The organism is Rubrobacter taiwanensis (genome assembly GCF_004337705.1).
GTDB lineage: Bacteria > Actinomycetota > Rubrobacteria > Rubrobacterales > Rubrobacteraceae > Rubrobacter_C > Rubrobacter_C taiwanensis.
This window is the reverse complement of record NZ_SKBU01000016.1, coordinates 24,880-46,152: the sequence shown is the minus strand read 5'-3', so window position 1 is coordinate 46,152 and position 21,273 is coordinate 24,880. Positions and strand designations below refer to the sequence as shown.

At 68.3% G+C, this 21,273-nt stretch carries 24 protein-coding genes and 1 tRNA gene; 10 read left to right on the top strand and 15 right to left on the bottom strand.

Annotation, left to right across the window (positions count from 1 at the left end; translation table 11 throughout):
• Positions 1 to 177 precede the first annotated feature (177 nt).
• Both E0L93_RS09925 and E0L93_RS09920 read left to right on the top strand, forming a co-directional pair.
• Positions 178 to 438, top strand: coding sequence for a ribbon-helix-helix protein, CopG family (locus tag E0L93_RS09925; RefSeq protein WP_132691455.1), 261 nt, complete (start codon positions 178 to 180; stop codon positions 436 to 438).
• Positions 435 to 959 (top strand): PIN domain-containing protein, encoded by a 525-nt coding sequence (locus tag E0L93_RS09920; protein WP_132691453.1) that lies wholly within the window; start codon positions 435 to 437, stop codon positions 957 to 959. Before E0L93_RS09925 ends, E0L93_RS09920 begins: the two co-directional genes overlap by 4 nt.
• Here E0L93_RS09920 and E0L93_RS09915 read toward each other — a convergent pair.
• From E0L93_RS09915 to E0L93_RS09890, 7 genes are all read right to left on the bottom strand, one after another.
• Positions 881 to 1,336 carry a peroxiredoxin gene (locus E0L93_RS09915; RefSeq protein ID WP_165874290.1) on the bottom strand — a complete coding sequence of 152 codons (456 nt, stop codon included), beginning with the start codon at positions 1,334 to 1,336 and terminating at the stop codon, positions 881 to 883. The two genes, E0L93_RS09920 and E0L93_RS09915, sit on opposite strands and share 79 nt — an antisense overlap.
• A 53-nt stretch (positions 1,337 to 1,389) precedes the next feature.
• The gene (locus tag E0L93_RS09910) at positions 1,390 to 2,151 is read right to left on the bottom strand and encodes a cytochrome c biogenesis CcdA family protein (RefSeq protein WP_132691449.1); all 762 of its coding nucleotides are present in this window, start codon (positions 2,149 to 2,151) and stop codon (positions 1,390 to 1,392) included.
• Positions 2,148 to 2,720, bottom strand: a complete 573-nt coding sequence (locus E0L93_RS15835) for a peroxiredoxin family protein (RefSeq protein WP_165874287.1) — start codon at positions 2,718 to 2,720, stop codon at positions 2,148 to 2,150. The genes E0L93_RS09910 and E0L93_RS15835 overlap by 4 nt, the downstream gene beginning before the upstream one ends.
• The gene (locus E0L93_RS09905; RefSeq protein ID WP_132691447.1) at positions 2,717 to 3,034 is read right to left on the bottom strand and encodes a hypothetical protein; all 318 of its coding nucleotides are present in this window, start codon (positions 3,032 to 3,034) and stop codon (positions 2,717 to 2,719) included. The genes E0L93_RS15835 and E0L93_RS09905 overlap by 4 nt, the downstream gene beginning before the upstream one ends.
• A gap of 61 nt (positions 3,035 to 3,095) precedes the next feature.
• Complete coding sequence (locus tag E0L93_RS09900) at positions 3,096 to 3,473, bottom strand: ArsR/SmtB family transcription factor (RefSeq protein WP_132691445.1); 378 nt, start codon at positions 3,471 to 3,473, stop codon at positions 3,096 to 3,098.
• Positions 3,474 to 3,488: 15 nt separating this feature from the next.
• Positions 3,489 to 5,063 carry a mercury(II) reductase gene (gene merA / locus E0L93_RS09895; RefSeq protein ID WP_243638185.1) on the bottom strand — a complete coding sequence of 525 codons (1,575 nt, stop codon included), beginning with the start codon at positions 5,061 to 5,063 and terminating at the stop codon, positions 3,489 to 3,491.
• 194 nt (positions 5,064 to 5,257) lie between these two features.
• A complete protein-coding gene (locus E0L93_RS09890) occupies positions 5,258 to 6,604 on the bottom strand; it encodes a dihydrolipoyl dehydrogenase family protein (protein WP_132691441.1) in 1,347 nt (448 codons plus the stop codon).
• 327 nt (positions 6,605 to 6,931) lie between these two features.
• Here E0L93_RS09890 and E0L93_RS09885 point away from each other — a divergent pair.
• Positions 6,932 to 7,005, top strand: a tRNA-Ala gene (locus E0L93_RS09885).
• A 75-nt stretch (positions 7,006 to 7,080) separates the two neighbouring features.
• On the opposite strand, the gene E0L93_RS16320 is transcribed toward E0L93_RS09885, so the two are convergent.
• From E0L93_RS16320 to E0L93_RS09850, 7 genes are all read right to left on the bottom strand, one after another.
• Positions 7,081 to 7,287, bottom strand: a complete 207-nt coding sequence (locus tag E0L93_RS16320; protein ID WP_279387482.1) for a tyrosine-type recombinase/integrase — start codon at positions 7,285 to 7,287, stop codon at positions 7,081 to 7,083.
• A gap of 43 nt (positions 7,288 to 7,330) precedes the next feature.
• Positions 7,331 to 8,224 (bottom strand): universal stress protein, encoded by an 894-nt coding sequence (locus E0L93_RS16315; RefSeq protein WP_243638184.1) that lies wholly within the window; start codon positions 8,222 to 8,224, stop codon positions 7,331 to 7,333.
• 2 nt (positions 8,225 to 8,226) lie between these two features.
• Positions 8,227 to 8,694 carry a universal stress protein gene (locus tag E0L93_RS09870; protein WP_132691439.1) on the bottom strand — a complete coding sequence of 156 codons (468 nt, stop codon included), beginning with the start codon at positions 8,692 to 8,694 and terminating at the stop codon, positions 8,227 to 8,229.
• Between the two features lie 31 nt (positions 8,695 to 8,725).
• Positions 8,726 to 11,137 (bottom strand): phosphoenolpyruvate synthase, encoded by a 2,412-nt coding sequence (ppsA, locus tag E0L93_RS09865; protein ID WP_132691572.1) that lies wholly within the window; start codon positions 11,135 to 11,137, stop codon positions 8,726 to 8,728.
• A 103-nt stretch (positions 11,138 to 11,240) separates the two neighbouring features.
• The gene (locus tag E0L93_RS09860; protein ID WP_132691437.1) at positions 11,241 to 12,662 is read right to left on the bottom strand and encodes a glycosyltransferase; all 1,422 of its coding nucleotides are present in this window, start codon (positions 12,660 to 12,662) and stop codon (positions 11,241 to 11,243) included.
• A 146-nt stretch (positions 12,663 to 12,808) separates the two neighbouring features.
• On the bottom strand, positions 12,809 to 13,045 hold the full coding sequence (locus tag E0L93_RS16625; protein ID WP_132691570.1) for a PLD nuclease N-terminal domain-containing protein: 237 nt from the start codon (positions 13,043 to 13,045) through the stop codon (positions 12,809 to 12,811).
• A 15-nt stretch (positions 13,046 to 13,060) separates the two neighbouring features.
• Positions 13,061 to 13,828 carry a glucose 1-dehydrogenase gene (locus E0L93_RS09850; protein WP_132691435.1) on the bottom strand — a complete coding sequence of 256 codons (768 nt, stop codon included), beginning with the start codon at positions 13,826 to 13,828 and terminating at the stop codon, positions 13,061 to 13,063.
• A 591-nt stretch (positions 13,829 to 14,419) separates the two neighbouring features.
• On the opposite strand from E0L93_RS09850, the gene E0L93_RS09845 reads away from it, so the two are divergent.
• Complete coding sequence (locus E0L93_RS09845) at positions 14,420 to 15,103, top strand: hypothetical protein (RefSeq protein WP_132691433.1); 684 nt, start codon at positions 14,420 to 14,422, stop codon at positions 15,101 to 15,103.
• Positions 15,100 to 15,939 (top strand): SDR family oxidoreductase, encoded by an 840-nt coding sequence (locus tag E0L93_RS09840; RefSeq protein ID WP_132691431.1) that lies wholly within the window; start codon positions 15,100 to 15,102, stop codon positions 15,937 to 15,939. The genes E0L93_RS09845 and E0L93_RS09840 overlap by 4 nt, the downstream gene beginning before the upstream one ends.
• Positions 15,940 to 15,956: 17 nt before the next feature.
• Here E0L93_RS09840 and E0L93_RS09835 read toward each other — a convergent pair whose 3' ends face one another.
• Positions 15,957 to 16,382: a hypothetical protein gene (locus tag E0L93_RS09835; RefSeq protein WP_132691429.1), complete on the bottom strand. Its 426-nt coding sequence runs from the start codon at positions 16,380 to 16,382 to the stop codon at positions 15,957 to 15,959.
• A 129-nt stretch (positions 16,383 to 16,511) separates the two neighbouring features.
• Here E0L93_RS09835 and E0L93_RS09830 point away from each other — a divergent pair, with 129 nt between their 5' ends.
• The 5 genes from E0L93_RS09830 (at position 16,512) to E0L93_RS09810 (ending at position 21,270) form a co-directional block, all read left to right on the top strand.
• Entirely contained in the window at positions 16,512 to 16,760 is a 249-nt protein-coding gene (locus tag E0L93_RS09830) for a heavy-metal-associated domain-containing protein (RefSeq protein ID WP_132691427.1), read from the top strand.
• Between the two features lie 72 nt (positions 16,761 to 16,832).
• Positions 16,833 to 17,672, top strand: coding sequence for a Cof-type HAD-IIB family hydrolase (locus E0L93_RS09825; RefSeq protein WP_165874286.1), 840 nt, complete (start codon positions 16,833 to 16,835; stop codon positions 17,670 to 17,672).
• Positions 17,672 to 18,493 carry a bifunctional DNA-formamidopyrimidine glycosylase/DNA-(apurinic or apyrimidinic site) lyase gene (mutM, locus tag E0L93_RS09820; protein WP_132691423.1) on the top strand — a complete coding sequence of 274 codons (822 nt, stop codon included), beginning with the start codon at positions 17,672 to 17,674 and terminating at the stop codon, positions 18,491 to 18,493. Before E0L93_RS09825 ends, mutM begins: the two co-directional genes overlap by 1 nt.
• Positions 18,494 to 18,527: 34 nt before the next feature.
• The gene (locus E0L93_RS09815) at positions 18,528 to 19,757 is read left to right on the top strand and encodes a hypothetical protein (protein WP_132691421.1); all 1,230 of its coding nucleotides are present in this window, start codon (positions 18,528 to 18,530) and stop codon (positions 19,755 to 19,757) included.
• A complete protein-coding gene (locus E0L93_RS09810) occupies positions 19,747 to 21,270 on the top strand; it encodes a DUF2079 domain-containing protein (protein ID WP_132691419.1) in 1,524 nt (507 codons plus the stop codon). The genes E0L93_RS09815 and E0L93_RS09810 overlap by 11 nt, the downstream gene beginning before the upstream one ends.
• The last annotated feature ends 3 nt before the right edge of the window (positions 21,271 to 21,273 follow it).

Below are 21,273 nucleotides of genomic sequence, written 5' to 3'. Positions count from 1 at the left end.
GCGGGGAAGGATCTGGAGGCTGCTCACTCTGGAAGAGAGGCGGCCGCGGAGGTCGTCTACGTCGGGATCCGTTCCGAGGGCGACCAGAGGGACGCCTACGCGGAGCTTCAGAAGCTCTTCAACACCCTCGACCTCTAATTTCCGTGCTACACTGATCCCGTGTAGACGGGAGGCAGCATGGCGAACCTGACGATCACGGTGGACGAGGATACGTTGAAGCGGGCGAGGATGCGGGCGCTCGAGGAGGACACCTCGGTCAACGCGGTCTTGCGGGAGTACCTCGAGGAGTACGCCGGGCAGAGGCGGGAGCGGAGAGAGGCGGCGCGCAGGATCATCGAGGACGCGCGCCGGGGAGGCGCCGGCTCGGGTCCCGGCGGACGCAAGTGGAAGCGGGAGGACGCCTACGAGGAGAGGCTCGGACGGTATCCCAAGAAGTGAGCCGCTCCTTCTTCGACACCAACGTCCTGCTCTACATGTACGATGATGACGAGCCGCAGAAGAAGGCCGGGGCCATCGAGGCGTTTGAGAGGGCCGTCGAGGAGAACCGGGTGGTCCTGAGCACCCAGGTGCTGCAGGAGTTCTACGTCAATGCGACCCGCAAGCTAGCCAGGCCGCTCTCTCAGGAGAGGGCCGCCGCGAGAGTGAGAGACTTCTTGCTGTTGCCGCTGGTGCGTGTGGACGGGGCTATGATCCTCGCCGCCATCGAGCGCAGCAGGAGCATGTCCCTCTCCTTCTGGGACGCGCTCGTGGTGGAGGCTGCGCCCTTCGCCGAGGACGGCCGGAGGGAGGGTGAACCCGCGATCCTCGTCGTGCTCTCGCTGATGACCCGGTGCGGCGCGGGGCGGGGTGATGGCCGTCTCCTCCTCCGCCCGCTTCGATATCAGCCGGCAGAGGGGCCGGCGCTACTAGCGGCGGCGAGCACCTCTCCGGCGTGGGTCTCGGGGGAGACCTCGGGGTAGACCCGGACCACGGTCCCCTCCGGGTCTAGCAGGAAGGTGACCCGCCGGGCGTAGCCCTTCTCGGAGAGGATGCCGAGGCTTTTTGCGGCCTGACCGTCCTCGTCGGTGAGCAGGGGGAAGTTGAGCCCGTTCCGCTCCCGGAAGCGCCGGTGGGATTCGGGGGGATCTAGCGACACCCCGTAGACCTTTATCCCTGCTCGCTCGTAGTCGGGCATCCGGTCCCTGAAGGCGCAGGCCTCTTTGGTACAGCCCGGGGTCTGGTCCTTGGGATAGAAGTAGAGGACGGTCGTCTGCCCGAGAAGGTCCCCGGTGGAGACCCTCTCACCCTCCTCGGTCACGAACCAGAGCTCGGGGAAGCGCTCCCCTTCCTGCGGCATCCCGGCCACGCTCCGCCTCCTCTCTTCTCGCCTCTTGCAGAGCAGGGTTAAGTCTAACCCGGCAGGGCGCCTCCGGTCTGCGAGGAGACCCAGTAATGGACCACGTAGACGCCGGCCACGACGAGCAGGGCCGCGGAGGCGAGCCGCACGTAGGGCATCGCCCTCCGCAGCCGCTTCACCAGGCCCTGCTTGAAGAGTCCCAGCGCCAGGGTGAGGGCAACGAGCACCGAGGCCATCCCGAGCCCGAAGGCGAGAAACTGCCCGATGCCCGCGAGCAGGCCGCCCGAGGCGAGGCCGGTGCCTACCACCACCAGGAAGACCGGCAGGGTGCAGCTCAGGGAGCCGACCCCGTAGGCGAGCCCGAAGAGGAAGAAGCCCCTCAGGCTCACGTCGGCGGGGTTGCCTATCCTCGCCCCAAGCCGCCCGAAGGCCCCCGCGTGGACGGTGCGTCCGGCGAGCATCCAGACCCCGAGCACTACGAGCGCCACCCCGATCAGGACGCCCACCCACGGCATCGCCGAAAGCAGCGCCACCCCGCCGGAGGAGACGGCGAGCCCGACCACGGAGAACAGGAGCACGAAGCCCAGCGAGACGGTCACGCCGACGAGGAGCGCCCGCAGCAGGCGGGCGGCCACCGGACGCTTCCCAAAGCCCTCCTCCTCGGCGCCCAGGTAGAGCGAGAGGTAGGCCGGGAGCATGGCGAAGCCGCAGGGGTTAACGGCGGCGACCATCCCGGCGCCGAAGGCGACGCCGAAGGGCAGCATCCCGGAGAGGGTGGAGATCCACTGGGCCACCAGCTGCTGTATCTCGCTCACAGAACCTCCTCCAGCTCCTCTCTGAGCTTTTTCTCGGGCGTGGGTACCGCATCCCTGTAGGCCACGCGCCCCCGCCGGTCCAGGATTATGGTGGTGTCGAGCGCCCGCACGCCGAGCGCCCGGGTGAACCTGCCCGTCCTGTCGATGGCCCACGGGAGATCCCCTATCCCGCCGGCACGCCGGAACCGCTCGATGGTCTGGGGGCTGTCGTTCGGGTCGGCGGAGACGACGAGCACCTCCAGCCCTTCATCCCTGTAGCTCGGGTAGAGCTCCGACCAGCTCCGGGCCTCGGGGATGCAGCTTCCGCACCAGCCGGCCATGAAGTAGAGGGCGACCACCTTCCCCCGCTCGTCCGAGAGGTCGAATCTCTCGCCGGCGAGGGTCTCGATGCTCGGGGCCGTGGCTACCGCGCCGCCGGTCCCCTCGGTCGCGGCGGTCGTCGCCTGTACCGTCTCCCCGCGACCCCCGGATGCTCCTTTCCCGGACCCGAAGCCGCCGCAGGCGCCCGCAACGAGCGCGGCCGCGAGCAGGACCGCCACGGCGGCCGCTCTCTTCTTCGCCGTAGTCAATGCCGCCTCCCTCCGACGGGCTTCCTGCGCCCGGCCTTGCGGTCGTCGGAGGGCGGGGGGCAGCAGTCCTGCGTTTCTTCGGTCGCGCGCACGCCTCTCCTGGCCCGCCGGCTCAGCAGGTAGAGCCCGCCAGCGAGCGCGCCGACGAAGTAGACGGTCGCCCCGGCAAGCACCCACCCGATGTTCGCCCCGAGGGCCGCGGCGGCCGCCGTGCCCCCGAACAGGCCCAGAGCCACCGGCAGCAGCAGTGCCAGGTGGCAGGGGCAGGCGAGCAGCGCCGTCACCACCAGCAGATAACCCGCGATCCTTCTCAACTTCTTGCCCCCTCGCGCCGGCGCTTCCGGCCTCTTGTGGCCGGAAGCGGTGTCCGGAGCTCTAGCATTCGCCGGTGACCTCGCAGGCCTCGACGTGCTCCCGGTTGTCCGCCAGGAGCTCCTCCGCCAGCCGGAGCATGCTGAGCACCCGCTCGTCGGCTATCGCGTAGTAGGCCCGCCTGCCCTCGCGCCTCCCCCGGACGTAGCCGCACCAGGCGAGACACCGCAGGTGGACCGAGACCCGCGGCTGGGTCGCGCCCACGGCCTCGACGATCTCGGAGACCCCGGCCTCGCCCCGCCGCGCCAGGTACGCGAGTATGGACATCCTGGTGGGGTCGGCGAACCCGTCGAAGAGCCTGGCTATTACCTTCATGTCCGGGCTGTCCCTCCCGATCCTAACTTCCCGGAGCGGCACCTTCTCCCGCGTCTTCTCCGGCATCCGCGCCTCCTTCCCTCACGCCGCACAGCAGGAGAGCTTCGAGACGTCGCGCCCGAAGGCCTGGGCGGCGAGCCTTATCCCCTCGGACATCGTCAGGTACGGGGCCCAGGTCTCGGCGAGATCCCGCACGGTGAGGCCGAACTTCACCGCGTACACCCCGGCCAGGATGATCTCACCGGCGCTGTCCCCGACGGCGTGCACCCCGAGGACCCTCCCGCTCCCCTGCTCGGCGACGATCTTGACCATCCCGCGGGTGTCCAGGTTGACGATGGCCCGGGGGACGTTCTCCAGGCCCACAACCCGGCACTCGCAGCGGTAGCCCAGCTCGCGCGCCCGGGCGTCGGTCAGGCCCGCCGCGGCGATGTTCGGCGTGGTGAACGTCACCCGCGGCAGCGCCTCGTAGTCCACCTTGCGCCCGGCCCCAAGCAGGGCGTTCTCGGCGGCGAGGGTGCCCTGCGCGGCCGCGACGTAGACGAACTGCGGGGCCCCGGTGACATCCCCCGCCGCGAAGACCCGCGGGTTGGTCGTTCGGAGGGTCTCGTCCAGCACCAGGGCGCCGCGCCCGTCGCGCTCTATCCCGGCCTTCTCCAGGCCGAGCCCGTCGAGGACCGGGCGGCGGCCGGTGGCGACGAGCACCTCCTCTGCCTCCATCCTGCGCTCTTTTCTGCCGGCCTCCGCCACGACGGTCTTCTTCCCGCCTCCTTCAACGCGGCCGACCCGGGCGGAGGTGATCACCTCGACGCCCTGCTCCCGCAGGATGCGTTCGATCCACCGCGAGACCTCGGGCTCTTCGCCGGGAACGAGCCGGTCGAGCATCTCCACGATGGTTACCTTGCTCCCCAGATCGGCGAAGAGCTGCCCCATCTCGAGCCCGATGTAGTTGCCGCCGATGACGACGAGCGACTCCGGCAGCTCCTTGAGCTCCATCGCGCTCGTGGAGGTGAGGTAGCCCGCCTCCTCGAGCCCCGCTACGGGCGGGACCCACGGCGCAGCCCCCGTCGCGATCAGGAACCTCTGCGCCGTGATCCTCCTGCCCCCGGCCTCGATGGCCTCGGGCGAGACGAAGGCGGCCTCCCCCCGGATTATCCCGAACCCGTACTCCTCCGCGAGCTCCTCGTACTTCTCCCGGCGCAGCTTTAAGACGACCTCCGCCTTCATCCCGACGAGCGCCCCAAAGTCCACTGCCCCGGCCTTCGTCTCGATGCCCCGGAAGGGGTGGCCCGCGGCCCGGTGGTATGCCTCCGCCGCCGCGAGCAGGTTCTTCGAGGGGATGCACCCCGCGTTCACGCACGTTCCCCCGACCGTCCCGCGCTCGATCACGGCGACCCGCGCCCCCTCTCCAGAGGCCCGGATCGCCGCCGCAAACGCCGCGCTGCCCGAGCCGATGATCGCCAGGTCGTAGTCCACACTTCCCCCGCCGGTCCGCCCCAGAGAACCCTCCACGCCTGCGGCCTCCCTCAGCCCCTCCCCGTCCACGCCCTCCGGTGCCTCAAAGACGGCCTCGCCCCGCCGGAAGTCCGCACGGACGCCGCGCGCCCCGGCACCCTCCAGCGCCCGGCTCACCGCCTCCTCGCAGCGGGGGCGCGTCATGGCCCCGATCCGTATCCTTATCCTCCCGCCACCCAAAGCCGCACCTCCATACATTCGTTTATGCAAATAATATTTGCCAATCAGAATTTGTCAACGGTTGGGAGGCGGGATGTGGGTAGCGCCGGCCGATGCGTTTGCGCCCGGCCGGCGCAGCGCCTTGGTGGTGGCTACTCTTCCCGTTTTCTTGCCGCTGTCTAGAGGTCCAGCTCCTCCAGCGCGTTCAGGTAGCCTTCGGAGTAGGTAGGGAACTGGGCCACCGTGTCGAGCAGGCGCTCTATGGGGATTCCCGCCCGGATGGCCAGGGAGGCTTGGTGGATCCACTCCCCGGCCTGCGGGGCGACGGCCCACGCCCCGACGAGCACCCCCTGCTTCCGGTCGGCGATCAGGCCCAGGTGCCCCCGCGGGCTCTCCTCGTAGGTCCAGGGTCTGGCGAGCACCTCGGGGAGCTTTACGGTGGCGACGGCGGCGTCGATCCCCTGCTCTCTCGCCTGCTCTGCGGTGAGGCCGCAGGCGGCGATCTCCGGGTCGGAGAAGACCACCCGGGGGATGCCGCGGTAGTCGGCACGCTGCTCTTTGCCGAGGATGTTGTCGGCGGCGACCCGGCCCTGGTACTTGGCCACGTGGGTGAAGAGCGCCACCCCCGTCACGTCGCCGATGGCCCACACCCCGTCGGCGGCCCGGCAGCGCTCGTCCACGGGAACGGCGCCGCCCTCCGCTTCCACGCCGACCGTCTCCAGCCCAAGCCCCTGCGTCCGGGGCCTGCGCCCGGCAGCGATCAGTACCACGTCGGTCTCCGCCTCCGAGCCGTCGTCCAGCTCTATCACGGTCCGCCCGTCCTCTTTGCGCGCCCTCACCGCCTGCCGGCCGGTGAGGACCGTTACGCCCTCCTCCTCCAGGGCCTCCTCTATGAGCCTCCCGACCTCCGGGTCCTCGCGGTCTATGAGCCTGTCCGCCGACTGGACCACGGTGACCCGGGAGCCCAGGCGCGAGAGCCACTGGGCCGCCTCTATCCCGTTTGGCCCCCCGCCGATGATGAGCGTTCTGTCCGGCACCTCGCGGCTGGTGGTGGCCTCCCGGTTGGTCCACACGGTCACCCCTTCGAGGCCCTCCACCGGAGGCACGTTCGGGGCCGAGCCGGTGGCGACGACGATGTGCTCCGCCTCCAGGATCTCCCCGCCCACCTCGACCCGGCCGGGGCCGGAGATCCTACCCTCCCCCTTTATGACCGTGGCTCCCCGCTGCTCGTAGCCCTCCACCTGCGCCGAGTCGTCGAGGTTCCGGATCATCCAGTCCCGGTAGTCGAAGAGGCCGCCCCGGTCCAGCTCCGGAATCCCGGTCCCGAAGGCCCGCTGCGCCTCGCTCCTGACCTCCGGCGGCCTCAGCAGCGTCTTCGACGGGATGCACGCCCAGTAGGCGCACTCCCCGCCGATGAGCTCCCGCTCCACCACCGCTACCCTCAGGCCCCCGCTTATCAGGCGGCTCGCCGCAACCTCCCCGCCGGGGCCCATCCCCAGTACCACCGCGTCGTATCTGTCCGCCATATCGCTCCTCCTCGCGTCTCGTCCGCGTGTCTGCCGACTATACACCAAGGCTGCCGGGGGGCGTCTTGCGGCGGTCCGGGTAGACCAGGAGGAGGGCGGAGGCCACGAGGGCGGCGCAGAGGTAGAAGGAGCCGGAGAAGGCCGGGGGAACACTAAGTTGAAGGCTCTTCACGAAACCCCGGTGGCGCCGTATTGCACGCCCGGTCACCGGAGTAAGACCCTGCTCGCCGGGTCCCGCTCGCGCACCCGGGCGGATCAAGCCCTGCTGACCATGGTCTAGTCCCAAAACGGACGGCTCAGAACGCGGTAGAATATCCCGGTACCCGTGGGGCCGTAGCTCAGATAGGGAGAGCGCCGCCTTTGCACGGCGGAGGTCAGGGGTTCGAATCCCCTCGGCTCCACTCCTGAAATCCCTGCAAATGGTGGGGAAACGAAAGCCCCCGGTTTTCGGGCCGGGGGCTTTGTGCAGCAACCCGTCAGGAGAGGGTGTCTTCGAGGGCCCGGACCGCGCCGTCCTGCATGTTGGGCAGCACGTGGGAGTAGGTATCCAGGGTTATGGAGATGTTGGCGTGTCCCAGTAGCTCCTGAACGTACTTGGGGTGAGCGCCCTTTGAGAGAAGCAGCGGCGCCGCCGTGTGCCGGAGGTCGTGGAAGCGTGTTTGAGGTGTCCCGGCGCGTCTCAGCGGTGCTCTGGCGAGTGTGGAGGACAGGGGTTATAGAAGTCCATCACCGGCCGCGCACTACCAGGACCGGGCAGCGGGCGTGCCGGACGACGCTGTCCGAGACGCTGCCCATGAGGACGCGCTTCAAGGGGCTGAGGCCCCGGTTGCCGGTGACGATGAGCTCCGCTCCGATCTCTCCGGCCACGGCGAGGATCTCCTCGTCCGCACGGCCCAGCCGGGGGTGAGACCTGACGACCTCCTTTCCGGTCTTCTTTAGCCGTTCGACCTGCTCTTCGAGCAGCCTCAGGACCTCTTCCTCGATCCTCTCGCGGTATGCCGGATATCCGTGTCTCTCAGGATGGTAGACGGGTTCCAGCACACCCACGTGCACCACGTGCAGCTCCGATCCGGTCTTCTCTGCCAGCTCAGCCGCTGTCTGCGCCGCCCGGGCGGCCTCCTGCGAACCGTCCACGGCGATCAGGATCTTCACGGGGAAGCTGAGGGGCGTGCCCCGGGCGACCAGAACGGAGCAGTGGGCGTAGTGCAGCACGCTCTCTGAGACGCTCCCCATCAGAGCCCGCCGGAGGCGCCCGAGGCCGCGGCTTCCCACCACCACTAAGTCGGCATCCAGCTCCTCGGCCAGCTGCACGATCTCGGCCTCGGGCCTGCCTACCTTAGCGTGGGTTTGCACGGCCGTCCTGCCAGGTCCTGCGACCTCCCGGACCCATTCTTCGAGCCTCTTTGCGGCCTCTTCTCTGGCGTTCTCCCGCATCTTCTCCACGAGCTCCCAGTCCAGCATCCAGCCTCCCGGAGCTTCGTAGAAGACGTCGGGCATGTGTCCCACGTGCACTACGTGCAGCTCTGCTCCGGTCTTCTCTGCCAGCTCAGCCGCCGTCTGCGCTGCCCGGGCGGCTTCCTGCGAGCCGTCGGTCGCCAGCAGTATCTTCTCGGGCAACATATCTACTCCCTTCTCAAAGCCGTTTCCTCTGCGCGAACGACCAGGACTGGGCAGTGGGCGTGAGTCACGATGCTGCTCGAGACGCTCCCGATCAGGGGGCGCACCAGAGGGCTCGCGCCGCGGCTGCCCACCACGATGAGATCCGCCCCTATCTCCTCGGCCAGCTCGACCACTTCCGAGTCCGGTTCGCCCGTCCTCAGGTGGCTTCCGGCCGGCTCGACGCCCGCTTCGCGTAACTTATGCACTTGCTCTTCCAGCAGATCCCGGGCTTTCCGGAAGTCTTCCTCGTAGAAACCGGGGCTTCCGGAATCATAGCCCGGGAGGTAGTACGGCGGCGCGACGGGAACGACGTGCACCACGTGCAGCTCCGCTCCCAACTCCTGCGCCAGCGCGGTGGCCTTCCGGGCGGCCAGCTCGGAGTCCCGCGATCCGTCAGTGGCCACCAGGATCTTCTCTATACGCTCTTGCATCCTCCCGTTCTCCTCCTCTGCCGGGCGGAATCTACGCCGCCGGTGTCCGCTCTCCCTCGGCTTCGAGCACCCTGAGGGCCGTGGTCATCACGGCGTCCGGGCTGAGGCTGATCGAGTCGATGCCCCGCCCGGCCAAGAAGGCGGCGAACTCCGGGTAGTCCGAGGGGGCCTGCCCGCAGATACCGACCTTCTTCCCTGCGGCGTGCGCCTGCTCTATGAGCTGGGCGCACGCCCACCGGACGGCCTCGTTGTTCTCGTCGAAGAGGTTCGCCACCCGTTCGGAGTCGCGGTCCACGCCGAGTACGAGCTGTGTGAGGTCGTTGGAGCCGATGGAGAAGCCATCGAAGATCTGCGCGAACTCCCGGGCCAGAATAATGTTCGAGGGTATCTCGGCCATCACGTAGACCTCCAGTCCGTCCTCGCCCCGGATAAGGCCGCCCTCCTCCATTGCGGCCAGCACCCGCCGGCCTTCCTCCGGAGTGCGGCAGAAGGGAACCATCACCTTGAGGTTCTTGAGGCCGAAGGTCTTTCGCACACGCCTTACGGCTTCGACCTCCAGCAGGAAGCCCTCCCTGTAGTCGGGGTGGTAGTAGCGGCTCGCGCCGCGCCAGCCGAGCATGGGGTTCTCCTCACCGGGCTCGAAGAGCTCGCCGCCTAGAAGGCGTGCGTACTCGTTGGTCTTGAAGTCCGAGAAGCGCAGGATCACCTCCCGGGGCCAGAAGGCGGCGGCCAGCGTTCCTATGCCCTGCGCCAGCCGGTCCACGAAGAAGCGGGTTCGATCCTCGTAGCCGGCGGTGCGTCTCGCCACCTCGGCCCGGATCTTCGGCGGGAGGCTCTCGTAGCGGGTCAGAGCCAGAGGATGTATTCCGACCCAGCCGGCGAAGATGAACTCCATGCGCGCGAGGCCCACCCCGTCGTTCGGGATCCGGGCGAGCTCGAAGGCGCGCTCGGGATCGCCGACGTTCATCATGATCCGCGTCCGGGGCCGGGGGAGTTCGGCGGGATCTAACCGCTTCGTCTCGTAGGGCAGGATGCCGGCGTAGACCCTTCCCGCTTCTCCCTCGGCGCAGCACACGGTGACGCTCTGGCCGTCCTCGATCTTCCCGGTGGCGCCAGCCGCCCCCACCACCGCCGGTATTCCCAGCTCGCGGGCCACGATGGCCGCGTGTGAGGTACGGCCTCCCCGCTCGGTCACGATGGCGGAGGCGCTCTTCATGATCGGTTCCCAGTCGGGATCGGTTATCTCCGTGACGAGCACCTCTTTGGGCCGGAAGCGCTCGATCGCGGCCGGGTTTCGCAGCAGGCGGGCCCTGCCCGCAGAGATGGCGCTCCCGATGGCCAGCCCTTCCGCCAGCACGGGGCCGCGCTCTTTCAGCTCGTAGAGCCGCAGGGCCGGGCTTTCCCGGCGGCTGTGCACGGTCTCGGGCCGCGCCTGAACGATGAAGAGCTCCCCGCTTGTGCCGTCTCTGGCCCACTCTATGTCCATGGGGGTGGGCCGGCCGCGCCGGCCGCTGTAGTGCTCCTCGATGAGCAGCGCCCACCGGGCGAGCGTGAGAACGTCCTTATCGGAGACGGAGAGGGAGCGCCGGTCTTCCGGCGCGACCGGGACGGTCTTGACCGAACGGTGTCCCGTCTCATCGTAGACGAGCTTGGTCTCCTTGCTCCCCACCTGCCGGCGGATGAGCGGGGCATAGCCCTGCTTCAGGGTGGGCTTGTGCACGTAGAACTGGTCGGGGACGACGCGTCCCTGTACGATGCTCTCGCCGAGGCCCCAGGAGGAGGTCACCAGGATCACGTCCTCGAAGCCCGAATCGGGGTCGAGGGTGAAGATCACGCCGGAGCTGGCCAGATCCGCGCGCACCATCTTCTGCACCCCCACCGAGAGGGCCACCTCGAAGTGGTCGAAGCCCAGGTCCTCCCGGTAGCTGATGGCCCGTGGGGTAAAGAGGCTGGCGAAGCACTTCCTGACCGACTCCAGGAGCTGCGCCTCGCCGTGGACGTTCAGGAAGCTCTCCTGCTGACCGGCGAAGCTGGCAGCGGGCAGATCCTCGGCGGTCGCGGACGAGCGGACGGCGACGTCGGTGTCGGGCTGGCCGTAGCGCACGGAGAGCTCACGGTAGGAGTCGGTTATCTCGCGTGCGAGATCCGGCGGCAAGTCCCCGCCCAGGATCATGTCCCGCACCCGGTGGCTCACCGGGACGAGCCTCTCCGTACCGCCGCGCTCGAGGGTCGAGATCTCATCCCTCAATGGAGCTGCGAGACCGTTCTCCTCAAGAAAGTAGCGGTAGGCTTCGGCGGTGATGGCGAACCCGTCGGGCACCCTCACGCCCAGCGGGGAGAGCTCCCTTATCATCTCGCCCAGAGAAGCGTTCTTCCCGCCGACCAGAGGAACGTCCTCCGCGCTCAACTCCGAATACCAGCGGATCCAGCGTCTCCGTGTCATGTTCGGCAACCCCTGTGGTCTCGTATCTCCGGCCTTCCACCGGCACTCTACCGGGGGAGGGCGCAGAGGGCTTGAGCAAGATGGCTCATTGTGCTGGTCAGAATTAACCAGAGGGGGGCACGTACCGCTCCGGCCACGCCAGAAACCGGGCGCGGCAGGCCGCGGAGCAGAAGTGGTAGATGCGGCCGTTTAGGGTGGCGGTGAGCTCGGGGTGTGCGTTGCCCACCACCATGCCGCAGACCGGATCGCGCCGGGAGGCGGAGACCGCCGGCACGCGCCGTAGCGGTCGTTCCCGCGCCAGCTCCTCCATGAGCGAGAGCTCGTTCAAAAGCAGGCGCGGCAGGAGGAAGTGCTCCCGCACGCGCTCCCGGCCCCGCGCCCCCAGCTCTCCGGCGCGCCGGGGATCCCGGAGGAGCTGGAGGATGGCCTCGGCACACTCCTCGACGCTCTCAATGAGGATGCCCCCGACCCCGTCGGCCATCTGCAGCGGTATGCCGCCGGCCCTCCCGGCCACCACCGGGGTCCCCTTCCACAGCGCCTCGGAGACGACCAGCCCGAACCCCTCCCGGATGGACTTCTGCACCATCACCTCCGAGAGGCGCTGGAAGGCGTTCACCTCGATGTTGCCCACGCCCGTGAGGTTGGTGAAGACGTGCACCAGGGGATCGTTCGTGGCGGCTTCCTGTATCTGGCGGTAGATCTCCCACCCCTCCGGGTCGTCGAGGGCCATCGAGCCGACCAGAGCGAGCTGAAGGCCGGGAACCTCCTCGCGCACCAGCCGGTACGCCTCTATGACGCCCAGCGGGTCCTTCCAGGGATCGAAACGCGAGACCTGGGTTATGAATGGTTGGCTCAGGCGCACCCCGATCCAGTCCAGTACCTGCCGGGCGATGCTCTCGGCGAGCGGGAGGTTCTTGGGGCTTAGAGGGTCTATGGCCGGCGGTATGATCTCCACCCGCCCGACCGGGAGATCTGGGGGGACGAACTCCTGCATCGTGAAGACGGCAGCGTCGTAATCTCCGAGGTAGCCGCGCAGGAACTCCCACACGCCTCTCTCGGGGGAGGAGGTGTCTATGTGGCAGCGCCAGATCCAGCGGGCCTCGCCTCTGCCGCGCATCGGCAGGATGGCCGCCGGCTGAGGATCGTGGACGAAGACGAAGTCGTACTCCTCCTCCAGGTTCGCAGCGTTCTGCCGGGAGTTCTTCAGGTAGGTGTGCTTCTCTTCTTCGCCGAGCGTCCTCGCAGCGCCCTGCAGAGCATTGTGCATGGTCTTGGTGACGTGGAAGAAGGCGTCATCGCCGCTTATGACCTTCCAGTCGGCGGCCACGCCCAGATCGTTCAGCAGGGGGACCAGCGAGCGCAGGAGCTCCGAGACCCCTCCGCCGTAAGGGGTGGCGTTCAGGTGCAGCACGCGCGCCCCGCGCAGATCCTCGGCGTGGCGCAGGATCTCATCCAGTATCTCTCCCGGCGCCACCCCCCGGTAGGTCTCCAGAGAGCGTTCCCCTACGTCGACCGTCTGAAGCATGGCTTTGGCCTCCCGCGCCGCGACTGCCGGTTCAGTATAGCGCCCGCTCCCGCGGGCGGCCGCCGAGGGCGCGCTCCAACACCGTGCGCAGCCGCGGGAACGATCCCCGGTCGAGGACGTTCAGGACCGTTATGCCCGAGAGCCTCTCAACCAGCTCTATGCCGGCCCGGGTGTTGGTGGCGAGGAGAGACCCGCTTGCGGCCGAAGAAGAAGTAGGAGAGGGGGCCTACGAAGTTGGCGAAGGACGCAAGGGTCCACGGCAGCTTGCCGCCCCGGATCTGCTCCGCAGGCCGCTGGTAGATGTCTGCCAACGCCGCGGCGAGAAGCCCGAACTGGACCGCGCCGCCGAGCGCGACGACCTTCTTCTGTGCTCTCTCCTTGATCCTACAATGGGAGGCCTACCGGGCGACGTACCCTCCGTCTGCGGTCATGGCGTGGCCGGTTACGAAAGAGGCCGCATCCGAGCACAGCCAGACGGCGGCCTCAGCGACCTCCTCCGGGCGGCCCATACGGCCTATGGGGTGCAGCTCTTCGAGCTGCCGGCGCACCTCCGGGTGAGTCCCCGCCTCTACGCCGCGCTCGAGGACCATGGGCGTCTCTATGAAGGCCGGGCACAGCGCGTTCACCCGGACACCCCGCGCCGAGTACTCGAGGGCGGCGACCTTCGTCAGCCCGACCACGCCGTGCTTGGCGGCGGTGTAGGCGGGGGCATTGGCGAAGCCCACCAGCCCCAGGATGGAGGCGACGTTCACGATGGACCCGCCGTTCTCGAGCATCCGGGGGATCTCGTGCTTCATGCACAGGTAAACGCCCGTCAGGTTGGTCCTCAGCACCTTCTCCCAGATCTCGTCCGGATACTCGGCCGTGGGGGCCAGCGCGCCCTCGATCCCGGCGTTGTTCACCGCGCAGTCCAGCCGGCCGTAGGCCTCGACGGTCCGCTCCATGAGCGCCTCGACCTCCGCGGCCTCAGAGACGTCAGCTTGAGCGAAGAGAGCCTCCCCTCCGGAAGTCCGGATCAGGCCCACGGTCTCCTCACCTCCCTCGGCCGCGATGTCCGAGACCACCACCCGGGCTCCCTCGCGTGCGGCGAGCAGGGCCGTAGCGCGCCCGATGCCCGAGCCGGCCCCGGTTACCAGGACCGTCTTGCCACTCAACCGATCCGACATAAATACCTCCCTGCCGCTCGTAGGATTAGAAGAGCTCCTCCAGCTCTCTGCGGTACTGTTCTTCGGGGTTGGCCCGCTCCTCTCTCGTCCATTCCGCATAGGCCGCACGCCAGGGATGGAGAAGCTCCTCCAGCTCTTCCTCGCCCGGGACCCACGCGTATCCGGCGGCCCACGGAGCCTTCTTGAGCGTAATGCCCCTTGATGCTTTCCGTCGCCGCTCTCATCGCCTCACACCTCCTCTCTCGAACTCTTCGCCTCTATCATGCACCGGAGGAGCAAGCTCCACATGATCGAAATTGATACTTCTGCTGATCAAATTCAATCAATGCGGGGCTCAGACGGTTCCCTTCTTCCTGGTCTCCGATATCTGCCTCGAATCTTCGTCCTCCTGCCCTTCGGCACCCGCGCATTAGAGCTTTCTAATCTGCCTTGTAAAGGCGGGCGAAATGGCTTAGGTTTACGGGATCTGAAGCGGTGTTCCGTACCTTGCGGCGTGAAAAGCGCCTTTACATCGAAGGGGGGCTGATAAGTAAGATTAGCAATCGGGGGGGCACGGGGGTGGGTGAGGCACCGATTCTGACCAGGAAAACGGTGAGCCGGTTCGCTCTGAGCCTCCTGATCGCGGCCGAGGTGCTGGTCTTCGTGAGCCTGACGGTGAACGTGATCTCGCTCGCCAATCCAGGACGGGTTCCCTGGGATCTCTACCAGCTCTTCGACGTGGGGCAGGAGAACAACATCCCGGCGTGGTTCTCGGCCGGGATGCTGCTGCTGGGGGCTTATCTGCTGGCCACCATCGCGCTCAGCCTGCGGTATCTGGACCGCCGGGCCTCCCGGATGTGGTTCGGTCTGGCGGCGATCTTCGCCTATCTCTCCCTGGATGAGGCTGCGCGGCTGCACGAGCGCACCGGTCCCGTGGTCCGCCACACTCTGGCTCTCTTCGGCATAGAGAGCCGCGATTACTTCAACTACGCCTCCTGGGTGGTGCTGGGGGGCCTGGCCGTCCTCGTGGTAGTCGCCATCTACGCCAGATTCTTTCTCTCGCTCCCCCGCTCGATCCGGAACCTCTTCATACTGGCCGGCATCGTCTACTGCACCGGGGCGCTGGGGATGGAGCTGGCCGGGGCCCTGTGGGAGGCCCGCTCGCCCACCGGGCGTTTGAACCTCACCTACGTCGTGCTGCAGAGCCTGGAAGAGTTCCTGGAGATGGCGGGTATCATAGTCTTCGTCTACGCGCTGCTGGAGTATCTGCGGTCGTACGTTCCGGGGGGCAGATGAGAAGTCTGAGCGGGAAGACCTTTCTGGTGACGGGAGCTACCGACGGTCTGGGGCGGCGCGTGGCTCTGGAGCTCGCCGGGACGGGGGCGGGGGTGCTCCTGCACGGGCGGAACCCCGGCCGCTGCCGGGCCGCGCTGGAGGAGATCCGGCGCAAGACGGGCAACGACCGGCTGGGCTGTTATCTGGCCGACTTCGCCTCGCTCGGCACGGTGCGGGAGATGGCCGGGCAGGTGCTCTCGCACCACGACCGCCTCGACGGGCTCATCAACAACGCGGGCGTCATCGTCCGGGAGCGGAGGGAGAGCGAGGACGGCATAGAGCTGACCTTCGCCGTAAACTACCTGGCCCACTTCCTGCTCACGAGATTGCTCCTGCCGCTGCTGCGCGACTCCGCTCCCGCCCGCATCGTCAACGTGGCCTCGGCGGCTCAGAGGCCCGTGGACTTCGGCGACGTGATGCTGGAGTTCGGCTACGGCGGTATGGAGGCTTACGCGCGGAGCAAGCTGGCGCAGATCATGTTCACCTTCGAGCTGGCCGGACGCCTCCGGAGCACCGGCATAACCGTGAACGCCCTGCACCCGGCCTCCCTGATGGACACGAAGATGGTGCGGGAGACCTTCGGACGCGCCATGAGCCCGGTGCGGGAGGGGGCGGAGGCGGTCGTGCGCCTCGCCGCCGCGCCGGAGCTGGAGGGTGTCACCGGCCGCTACTACGAGGGACGGCGCGAGGCACGGGCGCACCGGCAGGCGTACGACGGGGAGGCCCGGAAGAGGCTGTGGCGCCTGAGCGAGCAGCTCTGCGGGCCGCTGCTCGAACCCCTCGCCCCCCGGCGGTAGCGCTCCCGAGGGGTGCCTCAGGTCTCCGGTTCGTCCGCCCGAGCTATGGTCACCGGACCCGTCTCGGCCAGCTGTCCGAGCTGCCGGACGTGCGCCCAGCCCACCTGCAGCCCGGGGGGACCCACCCGGATCATGGTCTCCCGGTGCCAGCCGCGCTCCGGGTCGTAGACCCAGCCCTCATCGTCCTCGGCCCGCGGAGAGGTCTCCTCCCGGAGCGCCTCGCTCAGGGCGACGGCCAGCTCCTGAGCCGCCACGAGCGGCAGCTCCCGGGTCTCGCCCCGTTCCGGTTGCAGGAGGTCTTCGTACTCGCCGCGGGGATCGAACCCGTGCTCCCGGGCCAGCGCGAGCAGCTTCCGCCAGTCCGCGTCGGTAAAGACCCCGATGCGCAGCTCCGCTGTGCTTGGGCTTGCGGGCGGAATGGCAGCCCTGACTTCGAACGCCATCGTTCAGCTCTCCTCGCCGTTCGCTTACCTGCCGGCGACCATATATCCTACCGGATCGGTCGCGCGGGCCGGTCCCCGCGGGTATATAAACCCTGCTGGGAAGCGCAGTATCCAGAGAGGAGGTCGGAAGTGGCGGACGTGCACGTCTACGTCAACAGGCCGCCGGACAGGGAGGGCGGTGGAACGCTGGAGGAGCTCGCGGAGGCGCTGAGGCGGCTGGAGCACGTCTCCGGGGTCAGCGTGGACTCGCCGGGGAACGTGCTGGCCGTGACCTTCGAGGGCGGCCGGGCGGAGCGGGAGGAGATCGAGCGCACCGTCCGGGAGGCCGGGTACGAGGTCTCGCGGCTCTCGGGCAGGAGCGACGTGCCCGGCGAATAGCCCCTTTGAACACCCGGGCGCTTCTGCGGTAATATCTCTCCCGCTCCGGGGTTCCTTGAAGAGGGCGGATTTTTGGCCGGAAAGAGAGCTTCGATAGAGGACTTCGACGTTGCGGCCTTCGATCTGGACGGCACGCTCCTGAGCCGCGATCTCAGGTTGAGCCGGGCTTCGGTGGAGGCGCTGGAAGCCCTGCGCGAGCGGGGGATGAGGGTCATCGTGGCGACCGGGAGGCGCTTCGAGGGGGCCGTCGAGTACGTGGAGCGCCTGGGCTTCCGGGAGGAAGACCCCATCATCTGCTTCGGCGGGGCCATGATACGCCGCCTGAGCGGCGAGACGCTGCTGCACAGGACCGTGCCCCGGGACCTCTCCGCTGAGGTGGTGGAGTGGGCGCGGGAGCGGGGGATACACTCCCGCATCTTCGCGGACGGGCGGGTGATCGCCTCCCCCGAGACGCCGGCCGCGCTGGCGCACCTCAGAACCTTCTACGAGCCGGACGTCGTCGTCAGGGACAACCTCTCCTGGCTTTGCTCCAAAGAGGCCGAGGACCCCACCAAGCTCGTGCTCGTGGACTACCCGGACGAGATCGAGGGGTGGCTGCCGGAGGCCCGGGAGGCCTTCGCCGGGCGGCTCTTCGTGACCCGCAGCCTGCCGCACTACGTGGAGATCGGCGGGCTGGAGGGGCGCAAGTCGCTGGCGCTGGAGTTCATGTGTGGCCTCTGGGGTGTAGATCCGGCTCGCACTCTGGCGTTCGGGGATGCCGAGAACGACATGGATCTGCTGGAGTTCGCCGGGTGCGGGGTCGCGATGGGCAACGCCCGCCCGCACGTGCGGGCCGTGGCGGACGATGTCGCGCCGCCCATAGACGAGGACGGGGTGGCGCGGTACATCGAGCGCCTGCTGGGGGCCGGCTGATGCCCGAGCTGCCGGAGGCCACCACTATCGCCCGGGACGTGGCCGCTCTGGCGGGCGGCCGGAGGGTGGTGCGGGCTGCGGCCTTCGATGAGAGCGTCTCCAACGTGGCGCCCGGCGAGTTCGCCCGGCGCCTCGAAGGGGAGACGCTGCGGGGGACCGGGCGGCGGGGGAAGGCGATCCTGCTGGACTTCGGGAGCGTAGTGGGCATAGTCCATCTCGTCATCTCCGGCCGCGTGCTGCGTCTCGAAGGGTGGCGCGAGCCGGACCGCATCCACTCCGCCGTGCTGGAGTTCGAGGGGGGAGCGGTGCTGGCCTTCACCCGGCTCTGGCTCGGGTACTTCGAGCTGTACCCGCCGGGTGAGGTGGAGAACCACCGCCTGATCTCCCGCCTCGGACCCGATCCCTTCTCGGAGGAGTTCTCCGCCGCCTACCTGGCAGAGGCCTTCGGCGGGCGTCGGGCGAGCGTCAAGGGGCTGCTGCTGGACCAGAGCCTCGTGGCCGGGCTCGGCAACATCTACGTGGACGAGGTGCTCTTCGCCGCCGGGGTGCACCCGATGCGCCGGGCCGGCACCCTCTCGGCCGGGGAGATAGAGCGCATACACGCCGCCACGCGGCGCATCCTGCGGCGGGCCACGGAGCTGCGGGGGACCACCTTCGACTCCTACCACGACGCCTTCGGGGAGCGGGGGCGCTTCCAGGAGGAGCTGAAGGTCTTCGCCCGCGCCGGGCTGGCGTGCCCGGAGTGCGGATCGGAGGTGGTCAAGATGAGGGTCGCCGGGCGCGGCACCCACGTCTGCCCCCGGTGCCAGCCTCTAAACTGACCCTCCCCGTTAGATATACTCCCTCTCTGAAGCCATGCGATTCTCTCTGCTGAACCGGGCGGCCAACGACCTCGACGCGCGGCTGGACCGCCGGCTGCTGCGGCACCGGCGCTTCACGCGGGGCTTCGCGCGCTACGGCTGGGTCACCTTCGTGGCGCTCGCCCTCGTCATAACGCTGGTGGCCTCCTTCACGAAGGTGGGGCGCAGCCAGCAGATCCTCTACGTCTCCGAGGGCGGGGACGTGGTGATGCTCGACCCGGACAGCGGCGCCTCTTCCGTCATCTACGAGGCCGGAGACGGAGCCTATGCGACCGGGCTCACCCGCACCGGCGGATCGCGCAACCTGGCGTTTACGGTGCTCAAGGAGAGCGGGGGGACGCTCCGGGGGGATATCTACACCGTGGACATGAACCGCGAGGCGCGCGCCCGGATCACCAACGCGGCCCCCGGTGAGGTCTTCGCCTCGCCGGACTTCTCCTTCGGGACCGGTGGGGTCTCGGCCACCCACTACAGCAGGACCGCACCGCCGAACACCTTCACCGTGCAGTCCATCGGCTACGGGGGGATCTTCCTCGAGCCCAACCTCCCCGGCCGCCCGGCGCTGCTGGGGCCGGTCTGGATCTCGGAGAACGCCCTCTTCTCCTGGAGCGCCGGGGAGTCCGGCCGGATGGTCCTCAAGGCGTACAACTTCGCGGAGCGGCGGCAGGCCACCGTCTACGAGACCCGGAACGAGGTCGGCTACCCGGCCTACCACCGGGACTCCAACGCCCTCGTCTTCGCCGAGCGGCCCCGGGGCGCGCCGCTCGCGGAGTCCCGACTCCGGCTGCTCGTGGGCACGGACTTCCTGCCCATCTCCGGCATCGAGGAGGGGACCGGGGTCTATGACCCCTCGCCGCCGACCCCCGCGCTGGACGGGGAGATGGCCGTGATCTGGACGGACGGAGAGGAGTGGGGGATAGGGCTCCTCGACCCCGAGACACGCGAGTTCCGCAGGACGGATGTGCGGGTGCCCGCCGGCAGCCGCAACCCCCAGATCAGCCGCAACGGCGACTACGTGGCCACCACCGGCCCGGACGGGACCCGGCTCTTGATCCAGGAGCTTGCGACCGGCCGGGAGGTGGCGCGGGTGGAGGGACTGCAGCGCCTGGGCACCACCATGAACAAGATGAAGGAGCACGGGCTGCGGGTGCCGCCCGAGGCGGAGTGGTTCACGCAGGCCAACTTCGGCTGGCGGGCTCTGAGGGACGGCCAGGTTGAGCCGTAAGGCCTTGCGAAGGCTCGCCTACCCCAAGCCGGGGGCGTTCGTGCTCTTCTTCGCCCTTCTGTACTCCGTGCTCTTCGTCTTCCTCTCGATCTACAAACACGAGATCTACGCCTCCTCCCGGTTCGATCTGGGGAATATGGATCAGGCCGTCTGGAACTCCGCCCGCGGCGACATCCTGGAGGCCACCGACGAGACGGGGGAGATCTCCAGCCGCCTCAAGAACCACGCGGACTTCCTGCTTCTGGCCTTCGTCCCGTTCTACTGGATCTACGAGAGCCCGTACTGGCTCCTGATCGTGCAGGCCATCACCGTGGGGCTCGGGGCCATCCCGCTCTACTGGCTCTGCCTGCGGTTTCTCGGACGGCAGTGGCCGGCGGCTTTCATCGCGGTCGCCTACCTCTTCAACCCCGGGCTTCAGGCCGCCAACCTCTTCGACTTCCACGCCCAGATGATGGCCGGCACGCTCCTGCTCTTCGCCTTCCACTACCTGCTGGAGCGGCGGCTGAAGCTCTTCCTGCTCTTCGCGGTGCTGGCCGCTCTGGCCAAGGAGGAGATAGTCCTGCTCGTGGCCATGATGGGCCTCTATGCCGTCTGGCCCCTGAAGCGCCCGAAGTGGGGGATACCCATCTTCCTCGCCGGCACGGCCTACTTCCTCTTCGTCATGAAGGTCCTGATCCCCGCCTTCAACCCGGACGGGGACACGAGCGAGCTGGTCGGAGTCCGCTACGAGGCCTTCGGCGGCTCCATAACCGGTGTGCTGCGCACGGCGCTCACCGATCCCTTCTTCATGCTGGGCTACGCGCTCTCCGGCGCGCGGCTGCAGTACATACTGCAGCTGCTGGGGCTGGCGGGCGGGTTCGCCGTCTTCTCGCCCCTCGTACTGGCCATCCCGCTGCCGGAGCTGGCCATTAACGTCCTGAGCCAGCGGCCTCAGATGGTGAGCATCCGCTACCACTACTCGGCCCCCATAATACCGTTCGTCTATCTGGCCACCGCCGCCGGACTCTACAACGTCCTCCGCTTCGCGCTCTGGCTCCGCGCCCGGAACCGGTTCCCCGGCCCCCGGATGCGCCGGCTGATCTCCCGGGAGCTACTGGTCGAGCGCGTGCCGCTGCTCGTAGCGCTGTTCATCTTGCTGATGAACGTGCAGATGAACTACGAGATCGGTCCGCTGCCGTGGTTCCACTCGCCGGAGAACCACTCCTCCGTCATAGACCCGCCCGCGCCGGAGCACCTCGAAGCCCTGGACGGGGCCGTGGCCAGGATCCCGCCGGAGGCCAGCGTCTCGGCCTCGAACTGGATCGGGCCGCACCTCGCCCACCGGGACTACCTCTACCTCTTCCCCCTGATAAAAGACGCAGACTACGTGGTGGTGGATGAACGCAAGCCGGGCTACGACACGTTCGTGGAGCCGGTTGTGGCCCTCCAGTCCGTCCGGAACCTGCGCGAGGACGACTCCTACGAGCTCATCTACTCTGAGAACGGGGTCCTGGTCTTCGAGCGGAGGCCGTGATCC

What these genes read in the sequence shown, in the direction of transcription:
- merA (WP_243638185.1), bottom strand. Translation starts at nt 5,063, where the DNA reads ATGACGCGCCCCCGCTGCGAGGAGGCGGTGAGCCGGGCGCTGGAGGGT.
- E0L93_RS09860 (WP_132691437.1), bottom strand. Translation starts at nt 12,662, where the DNA reads ATGCTTCAGACGGTCGACGTAGGGGAACGCTCTCTGGAGACCTACCGG.
- E0L93_RS09900 (WP_132691445.1), bottom strand. Translation starts at nt 3,473, where the DNA reads ATGCCGGAGAAGACGCGGGAGAAGGTGCCGCTCCGGGAAGTTAGGATC.
- E0L93_RS09915 (WP_165874290.1), bottom strand. Translation starts at nt 1,336, where the DNA reads ATGCCGCAGGAAGGGGAGCGCTTCCCCGAGCTCTGGTTCGTGACCGAG.
- mutM (WP_132691423.1), top strand. Translation starts at nt 17,672, where the DNA reads ATGCCCGAGCTGCCGGAGGCCACCACTATCGCCCGGGACGTGGCCGCT.
- E0L93_RS09850 (WP_132691435.1), bottom strand. Translation starts at nt 13,828, where the DNA reads ATGTCGGATCGGTTGAGTGGCAAGACGGTCCTGGTAACCGGGGCCGGC.
- E0L93_RS09925 (WP_132691455.1), top strand. Translation starts at nt 178, where the DNA reads ATGGCGAACCTGACGATCACGGTGGACGAGGATACGTTGAAGCGGGCG.
- ppsA (WP_132691572.1), bottom strand. Translation starts at nt 11,137, where the DNA reads ATGACACGGAGACGCTGGATCCGCTGGTATTCGGAGTTGAGCGCGGAG.
- E0L93_RS16315 (WP_243638184.1), bottom strand. Translation starts at nt 8,224, where the DNA reads ATGTTGCCCGAGAAGATACTGCTGGCGACCGACGGCTCGCAGGAAGCC.
- E0L93_RS09835 (WP_132691429.1), bottom strand. Translation starts at nt 16,382, where the DNA reads ATGGCGTTCGAAGTCAGGGCTGCCATTCCGCCCGCAAGCCCAAGCACA.
- E0L93_RS09890 (WP_132691441.1), bottom strand. Translation starts at nt 6,604, where the DNA reads ATGGCGGACAGATACGACGCGGTGGTACTGGGGATGGGCCCCGGCGGG.
- E0L93_RS09870 (WP_132691439.1), bottom strand. Translation starts at nt 8,694, where the DNA reads ATGCAAGAGCGTATAGAGAAGATCCTGGTGGCCACTGACGGATCGCGG.
- E0L93_RS09840 (WP_132691431.1), top strand. Translation starts at nt 15,100, where the DNA reads ATGAGAAGTCTGAGCGGGAAGACCTTTCTGGTGACGGGAGCTACCGAC.
- E0L93_RS09815 (WP_132691421.1), top strand. Translation starts at nt 18,528, where the DNA reads ATGCGATTCTCTCTGCTGAACCGGGCGGCCAACGACCTCGACGCGCGG.